The sequence below is a fragment of the Pseudomonas kuykendallii genome, assembly GCF_900106975.1.
GTDB lineage: Bacteria > Pseudomonadota > Gammaproteobacteria > Pseudomonadales > Pseudomonadaceae > Pseudomonas_O > Pseudomonas_O kuykendallii.
The window spans coordinates 725,520-745,552 of record NZ_FNNU01000002.1; the positions used below are offsets into that span (position 1 = coordinate 725,520).

18 protein-coding genes are annotated in these 20,033 nt (G+C 64.6%); 14 read left to right on the forward strand and 4 right to left on the reverse strand.

The features are described 5' to 3' along the window. Window positions 1–19: 19 nt before the first annotated feature. On the reverse strand, window positions 20–370 hold the full coding sequence (locus tag BLV15_RS08545; RefSeq protein WP_090226620.1) for an ArsC family reductase: 351 nt from the start codon (window positions 368–370) through the stop codon (window positions 20–22). Window positions 371–540: 170 nt separating this feature from the next. On the opposite strand from BLV15_RS08545, the gene BLV15_RS08550 reads away from it, so the two are divergent. Then, on the forward strand, window positions 541–2,178 hold the full coding sequence (locus tag BLV15_RS08550) for a Na+/H+ antiporter (RefSeq protein WP_090226623.1): 1,638 nt from the start codon (window positions 541–543) through the stop codon (window positions 2,176–2,178). Window positions 2,179–2,196: 18 nt separating this feature from the next. Here the strand turns inward: BLV15_RS08550 and dapC are convergent, their stop codons facing one another. Genes dapC through map form a run of 3 tightly spaced genes read right to left on the reverse strand, consistent with a single transcriptional unit; the run spans window position 2,197 to window position 6,980 of the window. Then, on the reverse strand, window positions 2,197–3,393 hold the full coding sequence (gene dapC / locus BLV15_RS08555; RefSeq protein ID WP_090226626.1) for a succinyldiaminopimelate transaminase: 1,197 nt from the start codon (window positions 3,391–3,393) through the stop codon (window positions 2,197–2,199). A 55-nt stretch (window positions 3,394–3,448) separates the two neighbouring features. Continuing rightward, a complete protein-coding gene (locus BLV15_RS08560) occupies window positions 3,449–6,148 on the reverse strand; it encodes a [protein-PII] uridylyltransferase (RefSeq protein WP_090226628.1) in 2,700 nt (899 codons plus the stop codon). 49 nt (window positions 6,149–6,197) lie between these two features. After that, window positions 6,198–6,980 carry a type I methionyl aminopeptidase gene (map, locus tag BLV15_RS08565; RefSeq protein WP_090226630.1) on the reverse strand — a complete coding sequence of 261 codons (783 nt, stop codon included), beginning with the start codon at window positions 6,978–6,980 and terminating at the stop codon, window positions 6,198–6,200. A 264-nt stretch (window positions 6,981–7,244) separates the two neighbouring features. Between map and rpsB the strand changes: the two genes are divergently transcribed. From rpsB to lpxA, 13 genes are all read left to right on the forward strand, one after another. After that, complete coding sequence (rpsB, locus tag BLV15_RS08570) at window positions 7,245–7,985, forward strand: 30S ribosomal protein S2 (protein ID WP_090226632.1); 741 nt, start codon at window positions 7,245–7,247, stop codon at window positions 7,983–7,985. 131 nt (window positions 7,986–8,116) lie between these two features. Then, window positions 8,117–8,986 carry a translation elongation factor Ts gene (gene tsf, locus BLV15_RS08575; RefSeq protein WP_090226635.1) on the forward strand — a complete coding sequence of 290 codons (870 nt, stop codon included), beginning with the start codon at window positions 8,117–8,119 and terminating at the stop codon, window positions 8,984–8,986. Window positions 8,987–9,194: 208 nt separating this feature from the next. Next, window positions 9,195–9,938 carry a UMP kinase gene (gene pyrH, locus BLV15_RS08580; RefSeq protein ID WP_090226637.1) on the forward strand — a complete coding sequence of 248 codons (744 nt, stop codon included), beginning with the start codon at window positions 9,195–9,197 and terminating at the stop codon, window positions 9,936–9,938. Continuing rightward, complete coding sequence (gene frr, locus BLV15_RS08585; RefSeq protein WP_090226640.1) at window positions 9,935–10,492, forward strand: ribosome recycling factor; 558 nt, start codon at window positions 9,935–9,937, stop codon at window positions 10,490–10,492. Before pyrH ends, frr begins: the two co-directional genes overlap by 4 nt. Before the next feature lie 20 nt (window positions 10,493–10,512). Beyond that, a complete protein-coding gene (uppS, locus tag BLV15_RS08590) occupies window positions 10,513–11,280 on the forward strand; it encodes a polyprenyl diphosphate synthase (protein WP_090226643.1) in 768 nt (255 codons plus the stop codon). Continuing rightward, on the forward strand, window positions 11,274–12,089 hold the full coding sequence (locus BLV15_RS08595; RefSeq protein WP_090226646.1) for a phosphatidate cytidylyltransferase: 816 nt from the start codon (window positions 11,274–11,276) through the stop codon (window positions 12,087–12,089). The genes uppS and BLV15_RS08595 overlap by 7 nt, the downstream gene beginning before the upstream one ends. Next, a complete protein-coding gene (gene ispC, locus BLV15_RS08600; protein ID WP_090226648.1) occupies window positions 12,086–13,276 on the forward strand; it encodes a 1-deoxy-D-xylulose-5-phosphate reductoisomerase in 1,191 nt (396 codons plus the stop codon). The genes BLV15_RS08595 and ispC overlap by 4 nt, the downstream gene beginning before the upstream one ends. Before the next feature lie 54 nt (window positions 13,277–13,330). Beyond that, window positions 13,331–14,683: an RIP metalloprotease RseP gene (gene rseP, locus BLV15_RS08605; RefSeq protein WP_090226650.1), complete on the forward strand. Its 1,353-nt coding sequence runs from the start codon at window positions 13,331–13,333 to the stop codon at window positions 14,681–14,683. A 73-nt stretch (window positions 14,684–14,756) separates the two neighbouring features. Beyond that, complete coding sequence (gene bamA, locus BLV15_RS08610) at window positions 14,757–17,168, forward strand: outer membrane protein assembly factor BamA (protein ID WP_090227425.1); 2,412 nt, start codon at window positions 14,757–14,759, stop codon at window positions 17,166–17,168. Between the two features lie 39 nt (window positions 17,169–17,207). Continuing rightward, window positions 17,208–17,711 (forward strand): OmpH/Skp family outer membrane protein, encoded by a 504-nt coding sequence (locus tag BLV15_RS08615; RefSeq protein ID WP_090226651.1) that lies wholly within the window; start codon window positions 17,208–17,210, stop codon window positions 17,709–17,711. Window position 17,712: 1 nt separating this feature from the next. Then, window positions 17,713–18,771, forward strand: coding sequence for a UDP-3-O-(3-hydroxymyristoyl)glucosamine N-acyltransferase (lpxD, locus tag BLV15_RS08620; protein WP_090226654.1), 1,059 nt, complete (start codon window positions 17,713–17,715; stop codon window positions 18,769–18,771). 47 nt (window positions 18,772–18,818) lie between these two features. Further along, window positions 18,819–19,259 (forward strand): 3-hydroxyacyl-ACP dehydratase FabZ, encoded by a 441-nt coding sequence (gene fabZ / locus BLV15_RS08625; protein ID WP_090226657.1) that lies wholly within the window; start codon window positions 18,819–18,821, stop codon window positions 19,257–19,259. Next, window positions 19,256–20,032, forward strand: coding sequence for an acyl-ACP--UDP-N-acetylglucosamine O-acyltransferase (gene lpxA / locus BLV15_RS08630; protein WP_090226660.1), 777 nt, complete (start codon window positions 19,256–19,258; stop codon window positions 20,030–20,032). Before fabZ ends, lpxA begins: the two co-directional genes overlap by 4 nt. The last annotated feature ends 1 nt before the right edge of the window (window position 20,033 follow it).

Consider the following 20,033-nt stretch of genomic DNA (forward strand, 5'->3'; position numbering starts at 1 on the left):
CCTCTGTGATGAATAAGTGTCAGTGGTTCAGGGCCGCGTCGTACAGCTCAGGCTTGAATCCGACCAGGGTGCGCGATCCCAGGTCGAGTACCGGGCGCTTGATCATCGACGGCTGGGCGAGCATCAGTTCGATGGCCCGGGCCTGGTCGAGATCGGCCTTCTGCGCGTCGTCCAGCTTGCGAAACGTGGTTCCGGCGCGGTTCAGCACGGTTTGCCAGCCATGCTCGTCGCACCAGCGTTCGAGGCTGGCGCGGTCGATGCCGCTGGCTTTGTAGTCGTGGAAAACATAGTCGACGGCGTGTTCGTCCAGCCAGCTGCGGGCTTTCTTCATCGTGTCACACGCTTTGATTCCGAACAGGGTGCGATTCATCGTGGTGGGTCTGGTAACGTTGTCGAGCCTGGGAGTATGCCATCAGAGCGGTCGCCGATCTGCAATGCGATGGCGCGAAATCGCCGGCAGGTTGTCAGAGCCCGTTGCACGGGCCTCGCGATCCGGAGCCGTTTCCGGGTCATCGCGTGCCCCGCCAAGGACCGTTTTCGATGCAATTGCTCCATACCATCCTGGTCATGCTGCTGGTCGTCGGCGGGACCCGCCTGACCGCGCAGTTCCTCCCCGTGCCCCTTCCGCTGATCCAGATCGCCGCGGGCGGACTGCTGGCGCTGCCGGCGTTCGGTCTGCACGTCAGGCTCGATCCTGAACTGTTCATGTTGCTGTTCATACCGCCGCTGCTGTTCGCCGACGGCTGGCACATGCCCAAACGCGAGTTCTGGCGGCTGCGCACGCCGATCCTGACCCTGGCGTTCGGCCTGGTGCTGTTCACCGTGCTGGGCGCCGGCGCCTTCATCCACCTGCTGTTGCCGGACCTGCCGTGGGCGGCGGCCTTCGCCCTGGCCGCGGTGCTGTCGCCGACCGATGCGGTGGCGGTCGCGGCGATCACCCACGGGCGCCTGCCGCGCGCGCTCAACCACATCCTGCAGGGCGAGGCGCTGATGAACGATGCGTCCGGCCTGGTGGCCTTCAAGTTCGCCGTGGCGGCGGCGCTGACCGGGCTGTTCTCGCTGGGCGATTCGAGCCTGGATTTCGTCCTGGTCGCGGCGGGCGGCATCGTCGTCGGCATCCTGCTCGCCTGGGGACTCGGCTGGCTGCGCGGCTGGATGATCGACCGCGGCTGGGACGATCCTGCGACCCATGTGGTGTTCCTGCTATTGCTGCCGTTCGCCACCTACGTGCTCGCCGAGCACCTCGGCGTGTCCGGCATCCTCGCCGCCGTGGCCGCCGGCATGATGCAGAGCCGCCAGGACCTGCTGCCGCGGCAGACCACCACGCGGCTGCTCAACCACAGCGTCTGGGCGATGGTGGAGTACAGCTTCAACGGGCTGGTGTTCCTGCTCCTGGGGTTGCAGCTGCCGGATATCGTCAGCGCCGTCACCCGTGGCGTCGACGACCTCTGGCTGACCGTCGCGCAGTTGTTCGCCTATGTGCTGCTGGTGTTCCTCGTGCTGATGGCGCTGCGGTTCCTGTGGATGTACGCCTACTGGCGGATTTCCGCGCGGATTCGCCAGTGGCGCGGGCGGCCGAGTACCTTCGCCGGGCAATCCTGGACACGCCTCACGCTGCTGCTGTCGCTGGGCGGCGTGCGGGGCTCGGTGACCCTGGCCGGTGTGATGTCGCTGCCGCTGGTGCTGGGGGACGGCAGCGGCTTCCCGCAGCGCGACCTGCTGATCTTCATCGCCGCCGGGGTGATCCTCGCCTCGCTGGCGGTGGCCAGCATCGGCCTGCCACTGCTGCTCAGGGGCATGCCGGCGGACGACGGCGAGGAGCGTGACCGCGAGCGCCGCCGGCTCTGGCGCAAGACCGCCGAAGCGGCGATCCGTGCGCTGGAGGCGCAGGCGGAAGAGCCGGGCGAGGACGCCGAAACGGCTGCGCTGGTGGCGGAAACCAAGGCGCGGATCATGGCCGAATACCGCGATCAGCTGGATCGCCACGACAGCGACGAGGAAACCCGCCTGCGCGCGCGCAAGGTGCGGGCACTGGAAGGGCGTTTGCGTGTGCACGCGCTGCGTGCGCAGCGCCTTGAGCTGTACCGCCTGCGCCGCGAACACCTGCTCGACGACGAGATCGTTAGCGGCCTGCTGCGCGACCTCGACATCCGCGAGGCGCAGTGGCAGCAGGGCTGAGGCGGGTCTTGCGGAAGGCTAGCGCCGTTGCAGGAACGCGCGGATGCGCTCGGCGGCTTCGACGCATTCGGCCAGCGGCGCGACCAGCGCCATGCGCACGCGGCCGGCGCCGGGATTGAAGCCGTCCACCTCGCGCGACAGGTAGGAGCCCGGCACCACGGTGACGTGCTCCTCGGCGAACAGCGTCCGGGTGAACGCGGCATCGTCCATCGGCGTTTTAGCCCACAGGTAGAAGCCGCCGTCCGGGCGCTGCACGTCCAGCACCGGCTCGAGTATGTCCAGCACGGCGTCGTATTTCGCCCGGTACAGGTCGCGGTTGGCGCGCACGTGGGCTTCGTCACTCCATGCCGCCACGCTGGCCAGTTGCGTCTGCACCGGCATCGCGCAGCCGTGGTAGGTGCGGTAGAGCAGGAAGGCCTTGAGGATGTCCGCGTCGCCGGCGACGAAGCCCGAGCGCAGCCCCGGCAGGTTGGAACGCTTGGACAGGCTGTGGAACACCACGCAGCGTCTGAAATCGCTGCGGCCCAGTTCGGCGCAGGCGCTGAGCAGGCCCGGCGGCGGGTTTTCCTCGTCGAAGTACAGCTCGCTGTAGCACTCGTCGGCGGCGATCACGAAGTGGTGCTCATCGGCCAGGGCGATCAGCTTCTTCAGCGTCTGCACCGGCACCAGCGCGCCGGTCGGGTTGCCCGGCGAGCAGAGGAAGAGAATCTGCGTGCGCTGCCAAACCTCTGCCGGCACCGCGTCGAAGTCCGGGTTGAAGCCGTTTTCCGCCCGGCAGGGCAGGTAGTGCGGCGTGGCCCCGGCGAGCAGCGCCGCACCCTCGTAGATCTGATAGAACGGGTTCGGGCTGACCACCAGGCCGTTGGCGCTGCGCTCGACCACCGTCTGGGTGAAGGCGAACAGCGCCTCGCGCGTGCCGTTCACCGGCAGTACGTGGCGCGCGGCGTCCAGCCAGCCCTCGGGCACGCCGAAGCGGCGCTGGCACCAGCCGGCAATGGCTTCGCGCAGGGCCGGAATGCCCAGCGTGGTCGGGTACACCGCCAGTTGCGCCAGGTTGTCGCTCAGCGCCTGGGCGACGAACGCCGGCGAGGCGTGCTTGGGCTCGCCGATGGACAGCGCGATCGGCGTCTTGCCGGCCGCCGGCTGCACGCCCGCGAGCAGCGCCCGCAGTTTTTCGAAGGGGTAGGGTTGCAGGGTGTCGAGGGCGTTGTTCATGGGAAGGCGGTCTCGTGGCGGCAGGCCTGCGTTACGGGCAGGCCTGCCGGCGGTTTCAGATGCTGATCCGTTCCGGCGCGACCGTGCTGTCGGCGTCGGAGAGTTGCTGGACGATCGCCTGCTGCAGGCGCGCGCACAGCTGCGGGTCGGAGAGCGGCTGGTTGGCCGCGTCCGTGACGAAGAACACGTCCTCCACGCGCTCGCCAAGGGTGGTGATCTTGGCGTTCTGCAGGGACAGGTCGAAGTCGAGGAAGATCTTGCCGATCCGCGCCAGCAGGCCGGGGCGGTCCGGCGCGGTCAGGTCGAGCACGGTCACCGGGCGCTGCGCGTCGTTGTGGATGGTCAGGCGCGGGGCGAAGGCGAAGTGCTTGAGCTGGCGCGGTACGCGGCGCTGGATGATCGACGGGTAGTCGTCGGGGTTCTTCAGCGTATCGATCAGCCCGGCGCGGATTTCGCGGATGCGCTCCGGGTTGTCGCCGATGCTGCCGCCGTCGGCGTCGAGCACGATGTAGGTGTCGAGGGTGAACTGGCTGGTCGAGGTGATGATCCGCGCGTCATGGATGTTCAGGTTGAGCTGGTCCATCGCGGCCACGGTCACGGCGAAGAAGTCGTGCTGGTCGGGTGCGTAGATGAATATCTGCGTGGCACCTTCGACGTCGCGCTGGGCGGTCTCGCGGATCAGCACCAGCGGGCCGTCGCTGGCCGGGTGCTGGATGATCGCCTCGGTGTGCCAGGCCACGTCGCCGGCGGTGTGGCGCAGGAAGTAGTCGTCGCCCAACTGCGACCAGAGCTGCTCGGCGTCGTCCGGGTCGATGCCGGCGCGGGCGAGGATGTCCAGCGCGGCGCTCTGCGTCTGGCGGATCTGCTCTTCGCGGTCCAGCGGGTTTTCCAGGCCACGCAGCAACGCACGCTTGGTCTCGGTGTAGAGCTGGCGCAGCAGGCTGGCGCGCCAGGAGTTCCACAGGCTCGGGTTGGTGGCGTTGATGTCGGCGACGGTGAGTACGTAGAGGTAGTCGAGGTGCGTCTGGTCGCCGACCAGCTGGGCGAAGTCGAAGATCACCTGCGGGTCGGAGAGGTCCTTGCGCTGGGCGGTGGTCGACATGGTCAGGTGGTTCTGCACCAGCCAGACGATCAGCCGGGTATCCCATGCCGGCAGGTGGTGGCGGTGGGCGAACGCCTCGGCGTCCACTGCGCCCAGCGCCGAATGATCGCCGCCGCGCCCCTTGCCGATGTCGTGGTAGAGCCCGGCGAGGTAGATCAGCTCGGGTTTGGGTAGCTTGTCGATGACCTTGCTGGCCAGCGGAAACTTCTCCGCCAGCTCCGGGCGGCGCAGTTTGCGCAGGTGCTTGATCAGGTTCAGCGTGTGCGCGTCCACCGTGTAGATGTGGAACAGGTCGTGCTGCATCTGCCCGACGATGTGGCCGAACTCCGGCAGGTAGCGCCCGAGGATGCCGTAGCGGTTCATCCGCCGCAGGTTGCGGTGGATGCCCTGGCTGGACTTGAACAGTTCGATGAACAGGCTGGTGTTGCGGATATCGCTGCGGAACTCGTCGTCGATCAGGTGCCGGTGGTCGCGCAGCAGGCGGATGGTGTCGGCGCGAACCCCCTTGATTTCGGGGTGCTGGGCCATCAGCACGAAGATTTCCAGGATGGCGAACGGGGTGCGCTTGAAGACGTTCGGGTTGCTCGCCTCGATATAGCCGTCGCGCAGCTGGAAGCGGCTGTTCAGCGGCTTGAGCTGGCAGATCTTGCCGGTGCTGAGGATGACTTCCTCGAAGTGCTGGTTGATCAGGTCGTTCAGCTCGGCGATGCCCATCACCACCCGGTAGTACTTCTGCATGAAGCGTTCGACGGCGAGCTTGGCATCGGTCTCCTCGAAGCCGAGCAGCCCGGCGATGCGCCGCTGGTGGTCGAACAGCAGGCGGTCCTCGGCGCGCCCGGCGAGCATGTGCAGGGCGTAGCGGACCTTCCAGAGGAACTCCTGGGAAGAGGCGAGCAGGGAATATTCGCTTTCGATCAGGAAGCCCTGGCCGACCATCGCGTGCAGGTTCAGCGTGCCGAACTGCCGGCGGGCGATCCAGAGGATGGTCTGGATGTCGCGCAGGCCGCCGGGCGAGCCCTTCACGTTGGGTTCGAGGTTGTATTCGGTGTCGTTGTACTTGGCGTGACGCTTGGCCTGTTCCTCGCGCTTGGCCAGGAAGAACTGCAGGCTCGGCCACATCCGCTGCGGGCTGGTGACCTCGATCATCCGCTGGCGCAGGCGCTCCGGGCCGGCGATGGTGCGGCTTTCCATCAGGTTGGTGATCACCGTGAGGTCGGCGCGGGCTTCTTCCGCGCATTCCTCCACCGAGCGCACGCTCTGGCCGACTTCCAGGCCGATGTCCCAGAGCAGGGTGAGGAAGGCCTCGATTGGCGTGCGGAAGATCTCGTGGTCGGCGTTGTCCAGCAGGATCAGCAGGTCGATGTCCGAGTACGGGTGCAGCTCGCCACGCCCATAGCCGCCGACCGCCACCAGCGCGATGTCGGCGTCCTCGCTCCAGTCGAAGCGGACCCAGGCTTCATGCAGGATCTGGTCGACGAACCAGGCTCGGTCCTCCACCAGGCGACGGATGTCGCGGCCGCTGGCGAAGCGCTCGTCGAGCACCTCGCGGGCCTGGCGGATGGCCTTCTTGAAGGCCGGGATCGGGCTGGATTTCAGGGCCAGTTCGGCCTGGAACTGGCCGCGGTCGAACAGCTCGGGGTCCATCTGCGGCATGCCTGGGGCTCTCCGGTGCGGGAATGCGTTCGGTGTGGTTCCCGGCCCGTCAGGCCGGGGTGCGCGCTATGGTGTCGTCGCTGCGCAGGGTGAGGATCTCGTAGCCATCGGCGGTGACCAGGATGGTGTGTTCCCACTGCGCGGACAGCTTGCGGTCCTTGGTGATGGCCGTCCAGCCGTCGCCGAGCAGGCGGGTTTCCGCGCGGCCCTGGTTGATCATCGGCTCGATGGTGAAGGTCATCCCTTCGCGCAGCTCCATGCCGGTGCCGGCGCGCCCGTAGTGGACCACCTGCGGCTCCTCGTGGAACACCTTGCCGATGCCATGCCCGCAGTATTCGCGGACCACCGAGTAGCCCTGCTTCTCGGCATGCTTCTGGATCACCTCGCCGATGTCGCCCAGGTGCGCGCCGGGACGGACCAGCTGGATGCCTTTATAGAGGCATTCCTGGGTGACCCGGCAGAGGCGCTCGGCCCATTCCGGTGTCTTCCCGACCAGGAACATCTTGCTGGTGTCGCCGTGATAGCCGTCCTTGATCACGGTGATGTCGATGTTGACGATGTCGCCATCCTTGAGCGGCTTCTCGTTGGGAATGCCGTGGCACACCACCTGGTTGATCGAGGTGCAGATCGACTTGGGGTAGCCCTTGTAGTTGAGCGGCGCGGGGATCGCGTCCTGCACGTTGACGATGTAGTCGTGGCAGATGCGGTCCAGCTCTTCGGTGGTCACGCCCACGCGCACGTGCTCGCCGAGCATTTCCAGCACGTCGGCGGCCAGGCGGCCGGCTACGCGCATTTTTTCGATTTCCTCGGGCGTCTTTATGGTGACGGTCATTGGGGCTCTCTGGCACAAGGCAAATAAAGGCACGATTCTATCAGTTCGAGCCCGCCGCCCATAAGCCGGCAGCGAAAAGCCAGTGGGCAGGCAGCGGTTTTCCTTTCGGCTCGCGCCACCTTGTGGTATAAAACGCGCCGCTTTTACGGGCATGCAGCCCGAAGAGCTTGAACCCCACACACGTATCGACACGATATCCTGGGTGCCCGCAAGGGTTGGATATTGGGATGCGTGGAGGCCTAACCCGACTATCGAGGAATAGAAATGTCTCAAGTCAACATGCGCGACATGCTGAAGGCCGGTGTGCACTTCGGCCACCAGACCCGTTACTGGAACCCGAAAATGGGCAAGTACATTTTCGGCTCGCGTAACAAGATTCACATCATCAACCTGGAAAAAACCCTGCCGATGTTCAACGAAGCCCTGGCTTTCGTTGAGAAGCTGTCCGCAGGCAAGAACAAGATCCTGTTCGTCGGCACCAAGCGTTCCGCCGGCAAGATCGTTCGCGAAGAAGCGGCCCGTTGCGGCTCGCCGTTCGTCGACCACCGCTGGTTGGGCGGCATGCTCACCAACTACAAGACCATCCGTGCCTCGATCAAGCGCCTGCGCGAACTGGAAACCCAGTCCCAGGACGGCACCTTCGCCAAGCTGACCAAGAAAGAAGCCCTGATGCGTTCGCGCGATCTGGAAAAACTGGACCGCAGCCTGGGCGGCATCAAGGACATGGGCGGCCTGCCGGACGCACTGTTCGTCGTCGACGTCGACCACGAGCGCATCGCGATCACCGAAGCCAACAAGCTCGGTATCCCGGTCATCGGCATCGTCGATACCAACAGCAGCCCGGAAGGCGTTGACTACATCATCCCGGGTAACGACGACGCCATCCGCGCCGTTCAGCTGTACCTCGGCGCCATGGCCGACGCCGTGCTGCAAGGTCGTCAGAACGCCCAGGGCGGCGCCGACGAGTTCGTCGAAGAAGCTGCCCCCGAGGCCGCCGAAGGCTGATAAGCCGACGCCAGCGTCACCCGGTGCGCAGAAAGGGGGCTAGGCCCCCTTTTTGCCACCTCAGAATCGATCACCCGGTTGTCATCCGTATCGGGTGGAATGGTTGAAGACCTTTCTAGAGGATCAAGAACATGGCAGAAATCACTGCAGCCCTGGTTAAAGAACTGCGCGAGCGTACTGGCCAAGGCATGATGGATTGCAAGAAGGCGCTGACCGCCGCCGGTGGCGACATCGAGAAAGCGATCGACGACATGCGTGCCGCGGGCGCCATCAAGGCCGCCAAGAAAGCCGGCAACATCGCTGCCGAAGGCTCCATCGCCGTCAAAGTGGCCGATGACAACAAGTCCGCCGTGATCATCGAAGTCAACTCGCAGACCGACTTCCTCGCCCTGCAGGACGATTTCAAGAACTTCGTCTCCGCCAGCCTGGAAAAAGCCTTCGCCGAGAAACTGTCCGACGCCGCTCCGCTGGTCGCCGCTCAGGAGTCCGCTCGCGAGGCGCTGGTCGCCAAGGTCGGCGAGAACGTCAACATCCGTCGCCTGACCCGCGTCGAAGGTGATGTCGTCGGTGCTTACCTGCACGGTCACCGCATCGGCGTACTGGTTACCCTGAAGGGTGGCAACGCCGAACTGGCCAAGGAGATCGCCATGCACGTCGCGGCGAGCAACCCGCAGTTCGTCAGCCCGTCGCAGGTTTCCGAAGAAGCCGTGGCCAAGGAAAAGGAAATCTTCCTGGCGCTGAACGCCGACAAGATCGCCGGCAAGCCGGAAAACATCGTCGAGAACATGGTCAAGGGCCGTATCAACAAGTTCCTCGCCGAAGCCAGCCTGGTCGAGCAAGCGTTCGTCAAGGACCCGGAAATCAAGGTCGGCGATCTGGCCAAGAAAGCCGGTGCCGAAGTGGTGTCCTTCGTTCGTTACGAAGTAGGTGAAGGCATCGAACGTGCCGAAGTCGACTTCGCTGCCGAAGTTGCTGCCCAGGTCGCCGCGACCAAGCAATAAGTCGGTATACACTGTGTCGCCCCGAAGAGGCTGCCCGTTCACGCGTGCGGCCTTTTCGTCAAACTGGGGGCAGTGTTTGGCCGGGTTTCCACAGGCCCGGCGAAAGTTTCTGGCGCTGCGCTGCAACTCGTGAGCGAGGCGCTGTCCAAGCGCAATACGCAGGCCCCCGAGGGGCCGAAAACCTCAACGCCGCAGGAGAGAAACGCAAATGGCTCAGCAGGTGAGTGGTCGTCAACCTCGCTATAAACGGATTCTGCTCAAGTTAAGCGGCGAAGCCCTGATGGGTTCGGAAGACTTCGGTATCGACCCGAAAGTACTCGACCGCATGGCGCTGGAAGTCGGTCAACTGGTCGGCATCGGCGTTCAGGTCGGCCTGGTGATCGGCGGGGGCAACCTGTTCCGCGGGGCGGCGCTGTCCGCTGCCGGCATGGATCGGGTCACCGGCGACCACATGGGCATGCTGGCCACCGTGATGAACTCCCTGGCGATGCGCGACGCCCTCGAGCGCTCGAACATCCCTGCGCTGGTCATGTCGGCCATCTCCATGGTCGGCGTCACCGACCACTACGACCGCCGCAAGGCCATGCGTCACCTGAAGTCCGGCGAGGTGGTGATCTTCTCCGCCGGCACCGGCAACCCGTTCTTCACCACCGACTCTGCTGCCTGCCTGCGCGCCATCGAAATCGATGCCGACGTGGTGCTCAAGGCCACCAAGGTCGATGGCGTCTACACCGCCGATCCGTTCAAGGACCCGCATGCGGAGAAGTTCGACCGGCTGACTTATGATGCCGTGCTCGACCGCAAGCTCGCCGTGATGGACCTGACCGCGATCTGCCTGTGCCGCGACCACAACATGCCGCTGCGCGTCTTCAACATGAACAAGCCCGGCGCCCTGCTGAACATCGTCGTAGGCGGCGCCGAAGGTACCCTGATCGAGGAGTCGAACGAATGATCAACGAGATCAAGAAAGACGCGCAGGAGCGCATGCAGAAAACCCTGGAATCGCTGGATCACGCCTTCGCCAAGATCCGTACCGGTCGCGCCCATCCCGACATCCTCGGTGGCGTTCGCGTGCCGGCCTACGGAGATCTGGTGCCGTTGAACCAGGTCGCCAGTGTTTCCGTCGAAGACTCCCGCACCCTCAAGCTGAGCGTGTTCGACAAGAACATGATCGCCGCGGTGGAGAAGGCCATCCTGACCTCCGATCTGGGCCTGAATCCGTCCAATGCCGGTACCGTGATTCGCGTGCCGATGCCCGCGCTGACCGAGGAAACCCGCAAGGGCTACACCAAGCAGGCGCGTGCCGAGGCGGAGAACGCCCGGGTCGCCGTGCGCAACATCCGTCGCGACGCGCTGGCGCAGCTCAAGGACCTGTCGAAGGAAAAGGAAATCAGCGAAGACGACGAGCGTCGTGCCGCCGATGAAGTGCAGAAGCTCACCGACAAGTTCGTCGCCCTGGTGGACAAGGCGCTGGAAGCGAAAGAAACCGATCTGATGGCCGTGTGAGGCCAGCCGGGGCCGCGCTCATGGAGAAGACCAAGCAAGTCGGGCAGGGCGTCGCGGTACCGCGCCATGTCGCGATCATCATGGACGGCAACAACCGTTGGGCGAAGCGCCGCCTGTTGCCGGGCGTCGCCGGGCACAAGGCCGGTGTCGACGCCGTGCGCGCGGTGATCGAGGTCTGCGCCGACGAAGGCGTGGAAGTGCTGACGCTGTTCGCCTTTTCCAGCGAGAACTGGCAACGCCCTGCCGAAGAGGTGGGCGCGCTGATGGAGCTGTTCCTCGGCGCGCTGCGTCGCGAGGCCAGGCGACTCAACGACAACGGCATCCGCCTGAAGATCATCGGCGACCGCTCGCGCTTCCATCCGGAACTGCAGGCGTCGATGCGCGAAGTCGAAGCGCTTACCGAGCGGCACACGCGCTTCGTCCTGCAGGTCGCGGCCAACTACGGCGGCCAGTGGGACATCGTCCAGGCCACCCAGCGACTGGCGCGCGAGGTGCAGGGCGGTCGTCTGCTCCCCGAGGACATCTCCGCGGCCATGCTGCAGGGTCAGCTGGCTACGGGCGACATGCCGTTGCCGGACCTGTGCATCCGCACGGGTGGCGAGCACCGCATCAGCAACTTCCTGCTCTGGCAACTGGCCTATGCCGAGCTGTACTTCTCCGACCTGTTCTGGCCCGACTTCAAACACGAGGCCATGCGCAATGCGCTGGCCGATTTCGCCACCCGCCAGCGCCGCTTCGGCAAGACCAGCGAGCAGGTCATGGCGGCCGAGGTACCGGCTCAATGCTGAAACAACGGATCATCACCGCGCTGATTCTGCTGCCCATCGCCCTCTGCGGGTTCTTCCTCCTCGAAGCGGGAGCCTTCGCGCTGTTCATCGGCGTGGTGGTCTGTCTCGGTGCCTGGGAGTGGGCGCGTCTGATCGGGCTGGTCGCGCAGCCGCAGCGCTTGGGCTATGCCGCCGTGGTGGCGGTGCTGCTCGCCGCACTCTATCTGCTGCCGGCGTTGGCGGGTGTGCTGCTGGTGCTGGCGATGCTCTGGTGGGCGGCCGCGGTGTTGCTGGTGATCGGCTATCCGAACAGCGCACGCTTCTGGAGCCGGTTGCCGGCGCGCCTGCTCATCGGCCTGCTCATTCTGCTGCCGGCCTGGCAGGGCCTGATGCTGCTCAAGCAATCGCCGCTGGGCAACTGGCTGATTCTCGCGGTGATGGTGCTGGTCTGGGGCGCCGACATCGGTGCCTATTTTGCGGGCCGACGTTTCGGCCGGCACAAGCTCGCGCCGCGCGTGAGTCCCGGAAAAAGCTGGGAAGGCTTCTTCGGCGGTCTGCTCGCCAGCCTGCTGATCACCCTCGTCGTCGGCCTGTTCCGTGGCTGGGGCTCGACCACGCTGCTGCCGGCGCTGGCCGGCGCAGCGGTGGTGGTGGCGATCTCCGTGGTGGGTGACCTCACCGAAAGCATGTTCAAGCGCCAGTCCGGCCTCAAGGACAGCAGCAACCTGCTGCCCGGTCATGGCGGCGTGCTCGATCGCATCGACAGCCTGACCGCCGCTCTCCCGACCTTCGCCGTGTTGCTCTGGGTCGCCGGCTGGGCCACGCCGTGAGCCAAGCGCAACGCATTACCGTACTTGGCGCCACCGGTTCCATCGGCCTCAGCACCCTCGACGTCATCGCCCGGCATCCCGAGCGTTATCAGGTCTTCGCGCTGACTGCATTCAGTCGTCTCGACGAGCTGGAAGCGCTTTGCCTGCGCCATCGACCCCGCTTCGCCGTGGTGCCGACGGACGTCGCGGCGCGGCGTCTGCAGGAGCGTATGCTGGCGGCCGGCCTCGATGTTCGCGTGCTCGCCGGCAAGCCGGGGCTATGCGAAGTGGCCAAGCATCCCGACGTCGACACGCTGATGGCGGCGATCGTCGGCGCGGCCGGCCTGGAGCCGACGCTCGCCGCGGTGGAAGCGGGCAAGCGGGTGCTGCTGGCGAACAAGGAAGCGCTGGTCATGTCCGGCGCGCTGTTCATGCAGGCTGTGCGCCGCAGCGGCTCGGTGCTGCTGCCGATCGACAGTGAGCACAACGCGATCTTCCAGTGCCTGCCCGGCAACTATGCCAAGGGGCTGGCGCCGGTCGGCGTGCGGCGCATTCTGCTGACCGCCTCCGGCGGGCCGTTCCGCGAAACGCCGCTGGAGGCGCTGGCAGACGTCAGTCCCGAGCAGGCCTGCAGCCATCCGAACTGGTCGATGGGGCGGAAGATTTCCGTCGATTCGGCGAGCATGATGAACAAGGGGCTGGAGCTGATCGAGGCCTGCTGGCTGTTCGACGCGCTTCCTGCGCAGGTCGAGGTCGTGATCCATCCGCAGAGCGTCATCCACTCGCTGGTCGATTATGTCGACGGTTCGGTGCTCGCCCAGCTGGGCAATCCCGACATGCGTACACCCATTGCCCATGCTCTGGCCTGGCCGGAGCGGATCGACTCCGGGGTATCGCCGCTCGATCTCTTCGCCATCGGCCGCCTCGACTTCCAGCGTCCCGACGAGGAACGTTTCCCCTGCCTGCGACTGGCCCGCCAATGCGCCGAAGCCGGTGGTACCGCGCCCGCCATGCTGAACGCCGCGAACGAAGTGGCGGTCGCCGCCTTTCTCGAACGGCGCGTTCGCTTCAACGAAATCGCGGGTATGATCGAGGCCGTGCTGGACGCCGAGCCGGCGGTCGCTGCGGACAGCCTCGATACGGTCCTCGCCGCCGACGAGGCCGCGCGGGCCCTGGCTCAGCAGTGGTTGCAACGCCACGGGCGGTAGCCGATATCCCGAACCTGGCGCAGCGGTCGACCGCAGGCGCCCCGGAGCAAGTCGATGAATGCGCTGTATATGATCCTCGGTACGCTGATCGCGCTTGGCGTGCTGGTGACCTTCCATGAGTTCGGCCATTTCTGGGTCGCCCGGCGCTGCGGCGTCAAGGTGCTGCGCTTCTCGGTGGGCTTCGGCACGCCGTTGCTGCGCTGGCACGACCGCCAGGGGACCGAGTTCGTGGTCGCCGCGATCCCCCTCGGCGGCTACGTCAAGATGCTCGATGAGCGCGAGGGCGAAGTGCCCGCCGAACTGCTCGACCAGTCCTTCAACCGCAAGCCGGTTCGTCAGCGCATCGCCATCGTCGCCGCTGGCCCGATCGCCAACTTCCTGCTCGCACTGCTGTTCTTCTGGGTGCTGGCCATGCTCGGCTCGCAGCAGGTGCGTCCGGTCATCGGGCATGTCGAGGAAGGCAGCCTTGCGGCGAAGGCCGGGCTGGCCGCCGGGCAGGAGATCGTCGCCATCGACGGCGATCCGGTGGTGGGTTGGTCGCAGGTCAACCTGCAACTGGTGCGTCGCCTCGGTGAGAGTGGCGTCCTGAATATCGCCACCCGCGTCGATGACGGCAGTGCCGAGCAAGCGCACCAGCTGGCCCTCGCCAGTTGGCTGAAAGGCGCCGACGAGCCGGACCCGCTGGCGTCGCTGGGGATTCGTCCCTGGCGCCCGGCGTTGCCGCCGCTGCTGGCGCAGTTCGATCCGGAAGGTCCTGCCCAGGCGGCCGGGTTGAAGGTCGGTGACCGCCTGCTTGCGCTGAATGACGAACCCATCGACGAATGGCAGCAGGTCGTGGACAAAGTGCGCGCGCATCCGGGCGAGGCGGTCAGCTTCACCGTCGAGCGCGATGGTCAGCGCCTTGACGTGCCGGTTACCCTGGCCGCGCGCGGCGAAGGCGAGGCGCGCAGTGGCTATCTTGGCGCGGGCGTGAAGGGCGGCGAATGGCCGGCGCACATGCTTCGCGAAGTCAGCTACGGCCCGCTCGATGCGGTAGGTCAGGGGCTCCAGCGAACCTGGACGATGAGCGTCCTAACCCTCGACTCGCTAAAGAAAATGCTCTTCGGCGAACTCTCGGTAAAAAACTTGAGCGGGCCGATAACCATTGCTAAAGTGGCCGGCGCTTCGGCCCAGTCGGGTGTTGGGGACTTCCTGAATTTCCTCGCCTACCTGAGCATAAGCCTGGGGGTTCTCAATCTTTTGCCGATCCCTGTCCTCGATGGTGGACACCTGCTTTTCTATCTGATCGAGTGGACGCGCGGGCGTCCCTTGTCCGAGCGGGTCCAGGGCTGGGGAGTGCAGATCGGTATCAGCTTGGTCGTCGGCGTTATGCTGCTTGCCTTGATCAACGACATTGGTCGCCTGTGACGCGTCGCTGAATTTTCGAATCTGCCGCTGATTGCGGCAGATTCATTATTACCAGTTGGAAAACAAGGACTTCATGAAACGCCTGCTCCTAACTGCGGTGCTTGCCGCACTCATGATTGCCGAGGTTCACGCCGAGTCCTTCACCATCTCCGATATCCGCGTCAACGGCCTGCAGCGGGTCTCCGCCGGCAGCGTCTTTGGTGCCTTGCCGCTGAACGTCGGCGATCCGGTCGATGACCGTCGTCTGGTGGAGGCCACACGGGCCCTGTTCAAAACCGGTTTCTTCCAGGATATCCAGCTCGGCCGTGACGGCGAGGTGCTAGTAATCAACGTGGTCGAGCGCCCCTCGATTTCTGGTATCGAGATCGAAGGCAACAAAGCGATCTCCACCGACGATCTGATGAAGGGGCTGAACCAGTCCGGCCTCTCCGAGGGCGAGATTTTCCAGCGTGCCACGCTCGAAGGTGTGCGCAACGAACTGCAGCGCCAGTACGTTGCCCAGGGCCGCTACTCGGCCGAGATCAAGACCGAGGTGATTCCCCAGCCGCGCAACCGCGTGTCGCTGAAGATCGACATCAACGAAGGCACGGTCGCCGCGATCCAGCACATCAACGTGGTCGGCAACACGGTGTTTTCCGACGAGGACCTGTCCGACCTGTTCGAGCTGAAGACCAGCAACTGGCTGTCGTTCTTCAAGAACGACGACAAGTACGCCCGCGAAAAACTCTCCGGTGACCTCGAGCGCCTGCGTTCCTATTACCTGGACCGCGGCTACATCAACATGGATATCTCCTCCACCCAGGTATCCATCACGCCGGACAAGAAACACGTCTACATCACCGTCAACGTCGATGAAGGCCAGAAGTACAGCATCCGCGAGGTGAAACTCTCCGGCGACCTCAAGGTGCCCGAGGAGGACGTCAAGTCGCTGCTGCTGGTCAAGCCGGGCCAGGTGTTCTCGCGCAAGATCATGACCACCACGTCCGAGCTGATCACCCGCAGGCTGGGTAACGAGGGCTACACCTTCGCCAACGTCAACGGCGTGCCGCAGGCGCATGATGAGGACCACACCGTCTCGATCACCTTCGCCGTCGATCCGGGCAAGCGTGCCTATGTCAACCGCATCAACTTCCGTGGCAACACCAAGACCGAAGACGAAGTGCTGCGTCGCGAAATGCGCCAGATGGAAGGCGGCTGGGCTTCGACCTACCTGATCGACCAGTCGAAGACGCGTCTCGATCGCCTGGGCTTCTTCAAGGAAGTCAACGTCGAAACCCCACAGGTGCCGGGTGTCGACGACCAGATCGACGTCAACTACTCCGTGGAAGAGCAAGCCTCCGGCTCGATCACCGCCAGCGTCGGTTTTGCGCAGAACGCTGGCCTGATCCTCGGTGGTTCGATCAGCCAGAACAACTTCCTCGGTACCGGTAACAAGGTCAGCATCGGCCTGACCCGCAGCGAGTACCAGACCCGCTACAACTTCGGCTTCGTCGATCCCTACTGGACCGCCGATGGCGTGAGCCTGGGCTACAACGCCTTCTACCGCACCACCGACTACGACGAGCTCGACGTCGACGTGTCGAGCTACTCGGTCGATAGCCTGGGCGCCGGCGTGAACATCGGTTACCCGATCAGCGAGACCTCGCGCCTGACCTACGGTCTGACCGTGCAGCAGGACAGCCTGGATACCGGCCGCTACACCGTCGACGAGATCCTTTCGTTCCTCGAGAACGAGGGTGACAACTTCCTCAACGTCAAGGGTTCCATCGGCTGGTCCGAGTCGACCCTCAACCGCGGCACCCTGGCGACCCGTGGCCACTCGCAGAGCCTGACCTTCGAGACGACCCTGCCGGGCAGCGACCTGTCGTTCTACAAGATCGACTACCGCGCCCAGTGGTTCAAGCCGATCACCACCAACTACACCATGCGCCTGCACACCGAGCTGGGCTATGGCGATGGCTACGGTTCCACCTCGGGCCTGCCGTTCTACGAGAACTACTACGCAGGTGGTTTCAACTCGGTACGCGGTTTCGAGGACAGCACCCTGGGTCCGCGCAGTACGCCCAGCGTTGCGCGTAATGCCGACGGTTCCATACGCACCGACGGTACGCCCGGTCCCGATGGCCGCTATACCGACGACGACAGTCCGGAAGCGTATGGTGGTAACGTCCTGATCCAGGGCGGTGCGGAAATCCTCTTCCCGCTGCCGTTCGTCAAGGACCAGCGTTCGCTGCGTACCGCGTTGTTCTGGGACGTCGGTAACGTGTTCCTGACCAAGTGCCCGACCAAGACGGCGTCCACGCAGTACATGAACACGCAGGGCTGTGGCGATATCGACTTCGGCAATCTGGCCAGCTCCGTGGGTGTGGGCCTGACCTGGATCACCGCCATGGGTCCGCTGAGCTTCAGCCTGGCGATGCCGGTGAAGAAACCTGATGACGCTGACATGCAGGTCTTCCAGTTCTCGCTGGGTCAGACGTTCTAACTTTTACTTGTTAACCGTAAGTGTTACCTGGAGTGCATCGTGCGTAAGTTGACTCAACTGGTTCTGATCTTCGCCGCTTTCATGGCGACCCCGGCCTTCGCCGAAATGAAAATCGCGGTTCTGAACTACCAGATGGCGCTGCTCGAATCCGACGCGGCCAAGAAGTACGCTGTGGACGCCGAGAAGAAATTCGGCCCGCAGCTGACCAAGCTGAAGACTCTGGAAACCGACGCCAAGAATATCCAGGACAAACTGGTCAAGGGTGGCGACAAGGTGCAGACCGCCGAGCGCGAGCGCATGGAGCTCGAGTTCAAGCAAAAGGCCCGTGACTTCCAGTTCCAGTCCAAGGAGCTGAACGAAGCCAAGGCCGTTGCCGACCGCGAGATGCTCAAGCAGCTCAAGCCCAAGCTGGACCAGGCCGTCGAAGAAGTGATCAAGAAAGGCGCGTTCGACCTGGTGTTCGAGCGTGGTGCGGTCATCGATGTCAAACCGCAGTACGACATCACCCGCCAGGTCATCGAGCGCATGAACCAGCTGCGCTGAAATGACGGCCAACCTCTACACGCTCGGCCAACTGGCTGAGCGTCTGGGAGCCACCTTGCGTGGCTCCGCAGACAAACCGGTCGCAGGGCTGGCCTCCTTACAGGATGCCGGCCCTGATCAGTTGAGCTTCCTGGCCAATCCGCAGTACCGCAAGCACCTGTCGATCACCCGTGCCGCGGCGGTGCTGCTCAAGCCCGCCGATGCCGAAGGTTTCTCCGGCGATGCGCTGCTGGTGGCCGATCCGTACCTGGCGTACGCGCAACTCTCGCACCTGTTCGACCGCAAGCCGCAGGCACCTGCCGGCGTGCATCCGACCGCCGTGGTCGCCGCCGATGCCGTGGTGGAAGCCGGAGCTACGGTGGGCGCCTACGCCGTGATCGAGTGCGGCGCACGTATCGCCGCGGGAACCTGCATCGGCGCGCACTGCTTCATCGGTGCGCGCAGCGTGGTCGGCGCGGGTGGCTGGCTGGCGCCGCGCGTCACGCTCTATCACGACGTGCGCATCGGCGAGCGAGTGGTCATCCAGTCGGGCGCGGTGATCGGTGGCGAAGGCTTCGGCTTCGCCAACCAGAAAGGCGTCTGGCAGAAGATCGCGCAGATTGGCGGCGTGAGCATTGGTGACGACGTGGAGATCGGGGCCAACACCACGATCGACCGCGGCGCTCTGGCGGACACGCTGATCGGCAATGGCGTGAAGCTGGACAACCAGATCATGGTTGCGCACAACGTACAGATCGGCGATCACACCGCGATGGCCGGTTGCGTCGGAATTTCCGGCAGCACCAAGATCGGCAGCCACTGCATGATCGCCGGTGGCGTCGGCATGGTCGGCCACATCGAGGTTTGCGATAACGTTTTCGTGACCGGAATGACCATGGTCACCCGCTCCATCACCGAGCCGGGCGCATACTCGTCGGGCACGGCGATGCAGCCGGCTGGCGAGTGGAAGAAGAGTGCAGCGCGAATTCGTCAGCTCGACGACATGGCGCGCCGCCTACAGCAACTGGAAAAGCGCCTGGCGTCCGTGACCCCAGGCGGGGAAGCTCCATCAGAAGCCTGATCGATTCGCTTCTGCGCATCCCCCACCTCATACAGGCTCCCCCGGAAATGATGGACATCAACGAGATTCGCGAATACCTGCCGCACCGCTACCCGTTCCTGCTTGTGGACCGGGTTGTCGACCTGGATGTTGAAGGCAAGCGCATTCGCGCCTACAAGAATGTCAGCATCAACGAGCCGTTCTTCAACGGGCACTTCCCCCAACACCCGATCATGCCCGGCGTGCTGATCATCGAGGCGATGGCCCAGGCCGCCGGTATCCTTGGCTTCAAGATGCTCGACGTGAAGCCGGCCGACGGTACGCTCTACTACTTCGTAGGCTCCGACAAGCTGCGTTTCCGTCAGCCCGTGCTGCCGGGTGACCAGTTGATCCTCGAGGCGCGCTTTCTCAGCGTCAAACGCAGCATCTGGAAGTTCGAGTGCCAGGCCAGCGTCGATGACAAGGCGGTCTGCTCGGCCGAAATCATCTGTGCGGAACGCAAGTTATGAATTTGATTGACCCTCGCGCGATCATCGACCCGACGGCAAGGCTGGCAGACGACGTTCAAGTCGGCCCCTGGTCCATCGTCGGCGCCGATGTGGAAATTGGCGAGGGAAGCGTGATTGGCCCGCATGTGATCCTCAAAGGGCCGACACGGATTGGCAAGCACAACCGCATCTACCAGTTCTCCTCGATCGGCGAAGACACGCCCGATCTGAAGTACAAGGGCGAGGCGACGCGCCTGGTGATCGGCGATCACAACGTGATCCGCGAGGGCGTCACCATCCACCGCGGCACCGTGCAGGATCGCTCCGAGACGACGATCGGCGACCACAACCTGATCATGGCCTATGCCCACATCGGCCATGACAGCGTGATCGCCAACCACTGCATCCTGGTCAACAACACCGCGCTGGCCGGGCACGTGCACATGGACGACTGGGCGATCCTCTCCGGCTACACCCTGGTCCATCAGTTCTGCCACATCGGCGCGCACAGTTTTTCCGGCATGGGCACGGCGATCGGCAAGGACGTCCCGGCATTCGTCACCGTGTTCGGCAATCCCGCCGAAGCCCGCAGCATGAACTTCGAGGGTATGCGCCGCCGCGGCTTTTCCGCCGAGGCCATCCAGGCGCTGCGCCGCGCCTACAAGGTGGTCTACCGCCAGGGGCTCACCGTGGACCAGGCGCTCGCCGAGCTGGCCGAATCCGCCGCGCAGTTTCCCGAAGTCGCGATCTTCCGCGATTCGGTGATGACCTCCACCCGCGGCATCACCCGCTGAT

What these genes read in the sequence shown, in the direction of transcription:
- lpxA (WP_090226660.1), top strand. Translation starts at nt 19,256, where the DNA reads ATGAATTTGATTGACCCTCGCGCGATCATCGACCCGACGGCAAGGCTG.
- pyrH (WP_090226637.1), top strand. Translation starts at nt 9,195, where the DNA reads ATGGCTCAGCAGGTGAGTGGTCGTCAACCTCGCTATAAACGGATTCTG.
- dapC (WP_090226626.1), bottom strand. Translation starts at nt 3,393, where the DNA reads ATGAACAACGCCCTCGACACCCTGCAACCCTACCCCTTCGAAAAACTG.
- map (WP_090226630.1), bottom strand. Translation starts at nt 6,980, where the DNA reads ATGACCGTCACCATAAAGACGCCCGAGGAAATCGAAAAAATGCGCGTA.
- BLV15_RS08595 (WP_090226646.1), top strand. Translation starts at nt 11,274, where the DNA reads ATGCTGAAACAACGGATCATCACCGCGCTGATTCTGCTGCCCATCGCC.
- lpxD (WP_090226654.1), top strand. Translation starts at nt 17,713, where the DNA reads ATGACGGCCAACCTCTACACGCTCGGCCAACTGGCTGAGCGTCTGGGA.
- BLV15_RS08545 (WP_090226620.1), bottom strand. Translation starts at nt 370, where the DNA reads ATGAATCGCACCCTGTTCGGAATCAAAGCGTGTGACACGATGAAGAAA.
- BLV15_RS08550 (WP_090226623.1), top strand. Translation starts at nt 541, where the DNA reads ATGCAATTGCTCCATACCATCCTGGTCATGCTGCTGGTCGTCGGCGGG.
- tsf (WP_090226635.1), top strand. Translation starts at nt 8,117, where the DNA reads ATGGCAGAAATCACTGCAGCCCTGGTTAAAGAACTGCGCGAGCGTACT.
- rpsB (WP_090226632.1), top strand. Translation starts at nt 7,245, where the DNA reads ATGTCTCAAGTCAACATGCGCGACATGCTGAAGGCCGGTGTGCACTTC.
- BLV15_RS08560 (WP_090226628.1), bottom strand. Translation starts at nt 6,148, where the DNA reads ATGCCGCAGATGGACCCCGAGCTGTTCGACCGCGGCCAGTTCCAGGCC.
- fabZ (WP_090226657.1), top strand. Translation starts at nt 18,819, where the DNA reads ATGATGGACATCAACGAGATTCGCGAATACCTGCCGCACCGCTACCCG.
- bamA (WP_090227425.1), top strand. Translation starts at nt 14,757, where the DNA reads ATGAAACGCCTGCTCCTAACTGCGGTGCTTGCCGCACTCATGATTGCC.
- uppS (WP_090226643.1), top strand. Translation starts at nt 10,513, where the DNA reads ATGGAGAAGACCAAGCAAGTCGGGCAGGGCGTCGCGGTACCGCGCCAT.
- rseP (WP_090226650.1), top strand. Translation starts at nt 13,331, where the DNA reads ATGAATGCGCTGTATATGATCCTCGGTACGCTGATCGCGCTTGGCGTG.
- frr (WP_090226640.1), top strand. Translation starts at nt 9,935, where the DNA reads ATGATCAACGAGATCAAGAAAGACGCGCAGGAGCGCATGCAGAAAACC.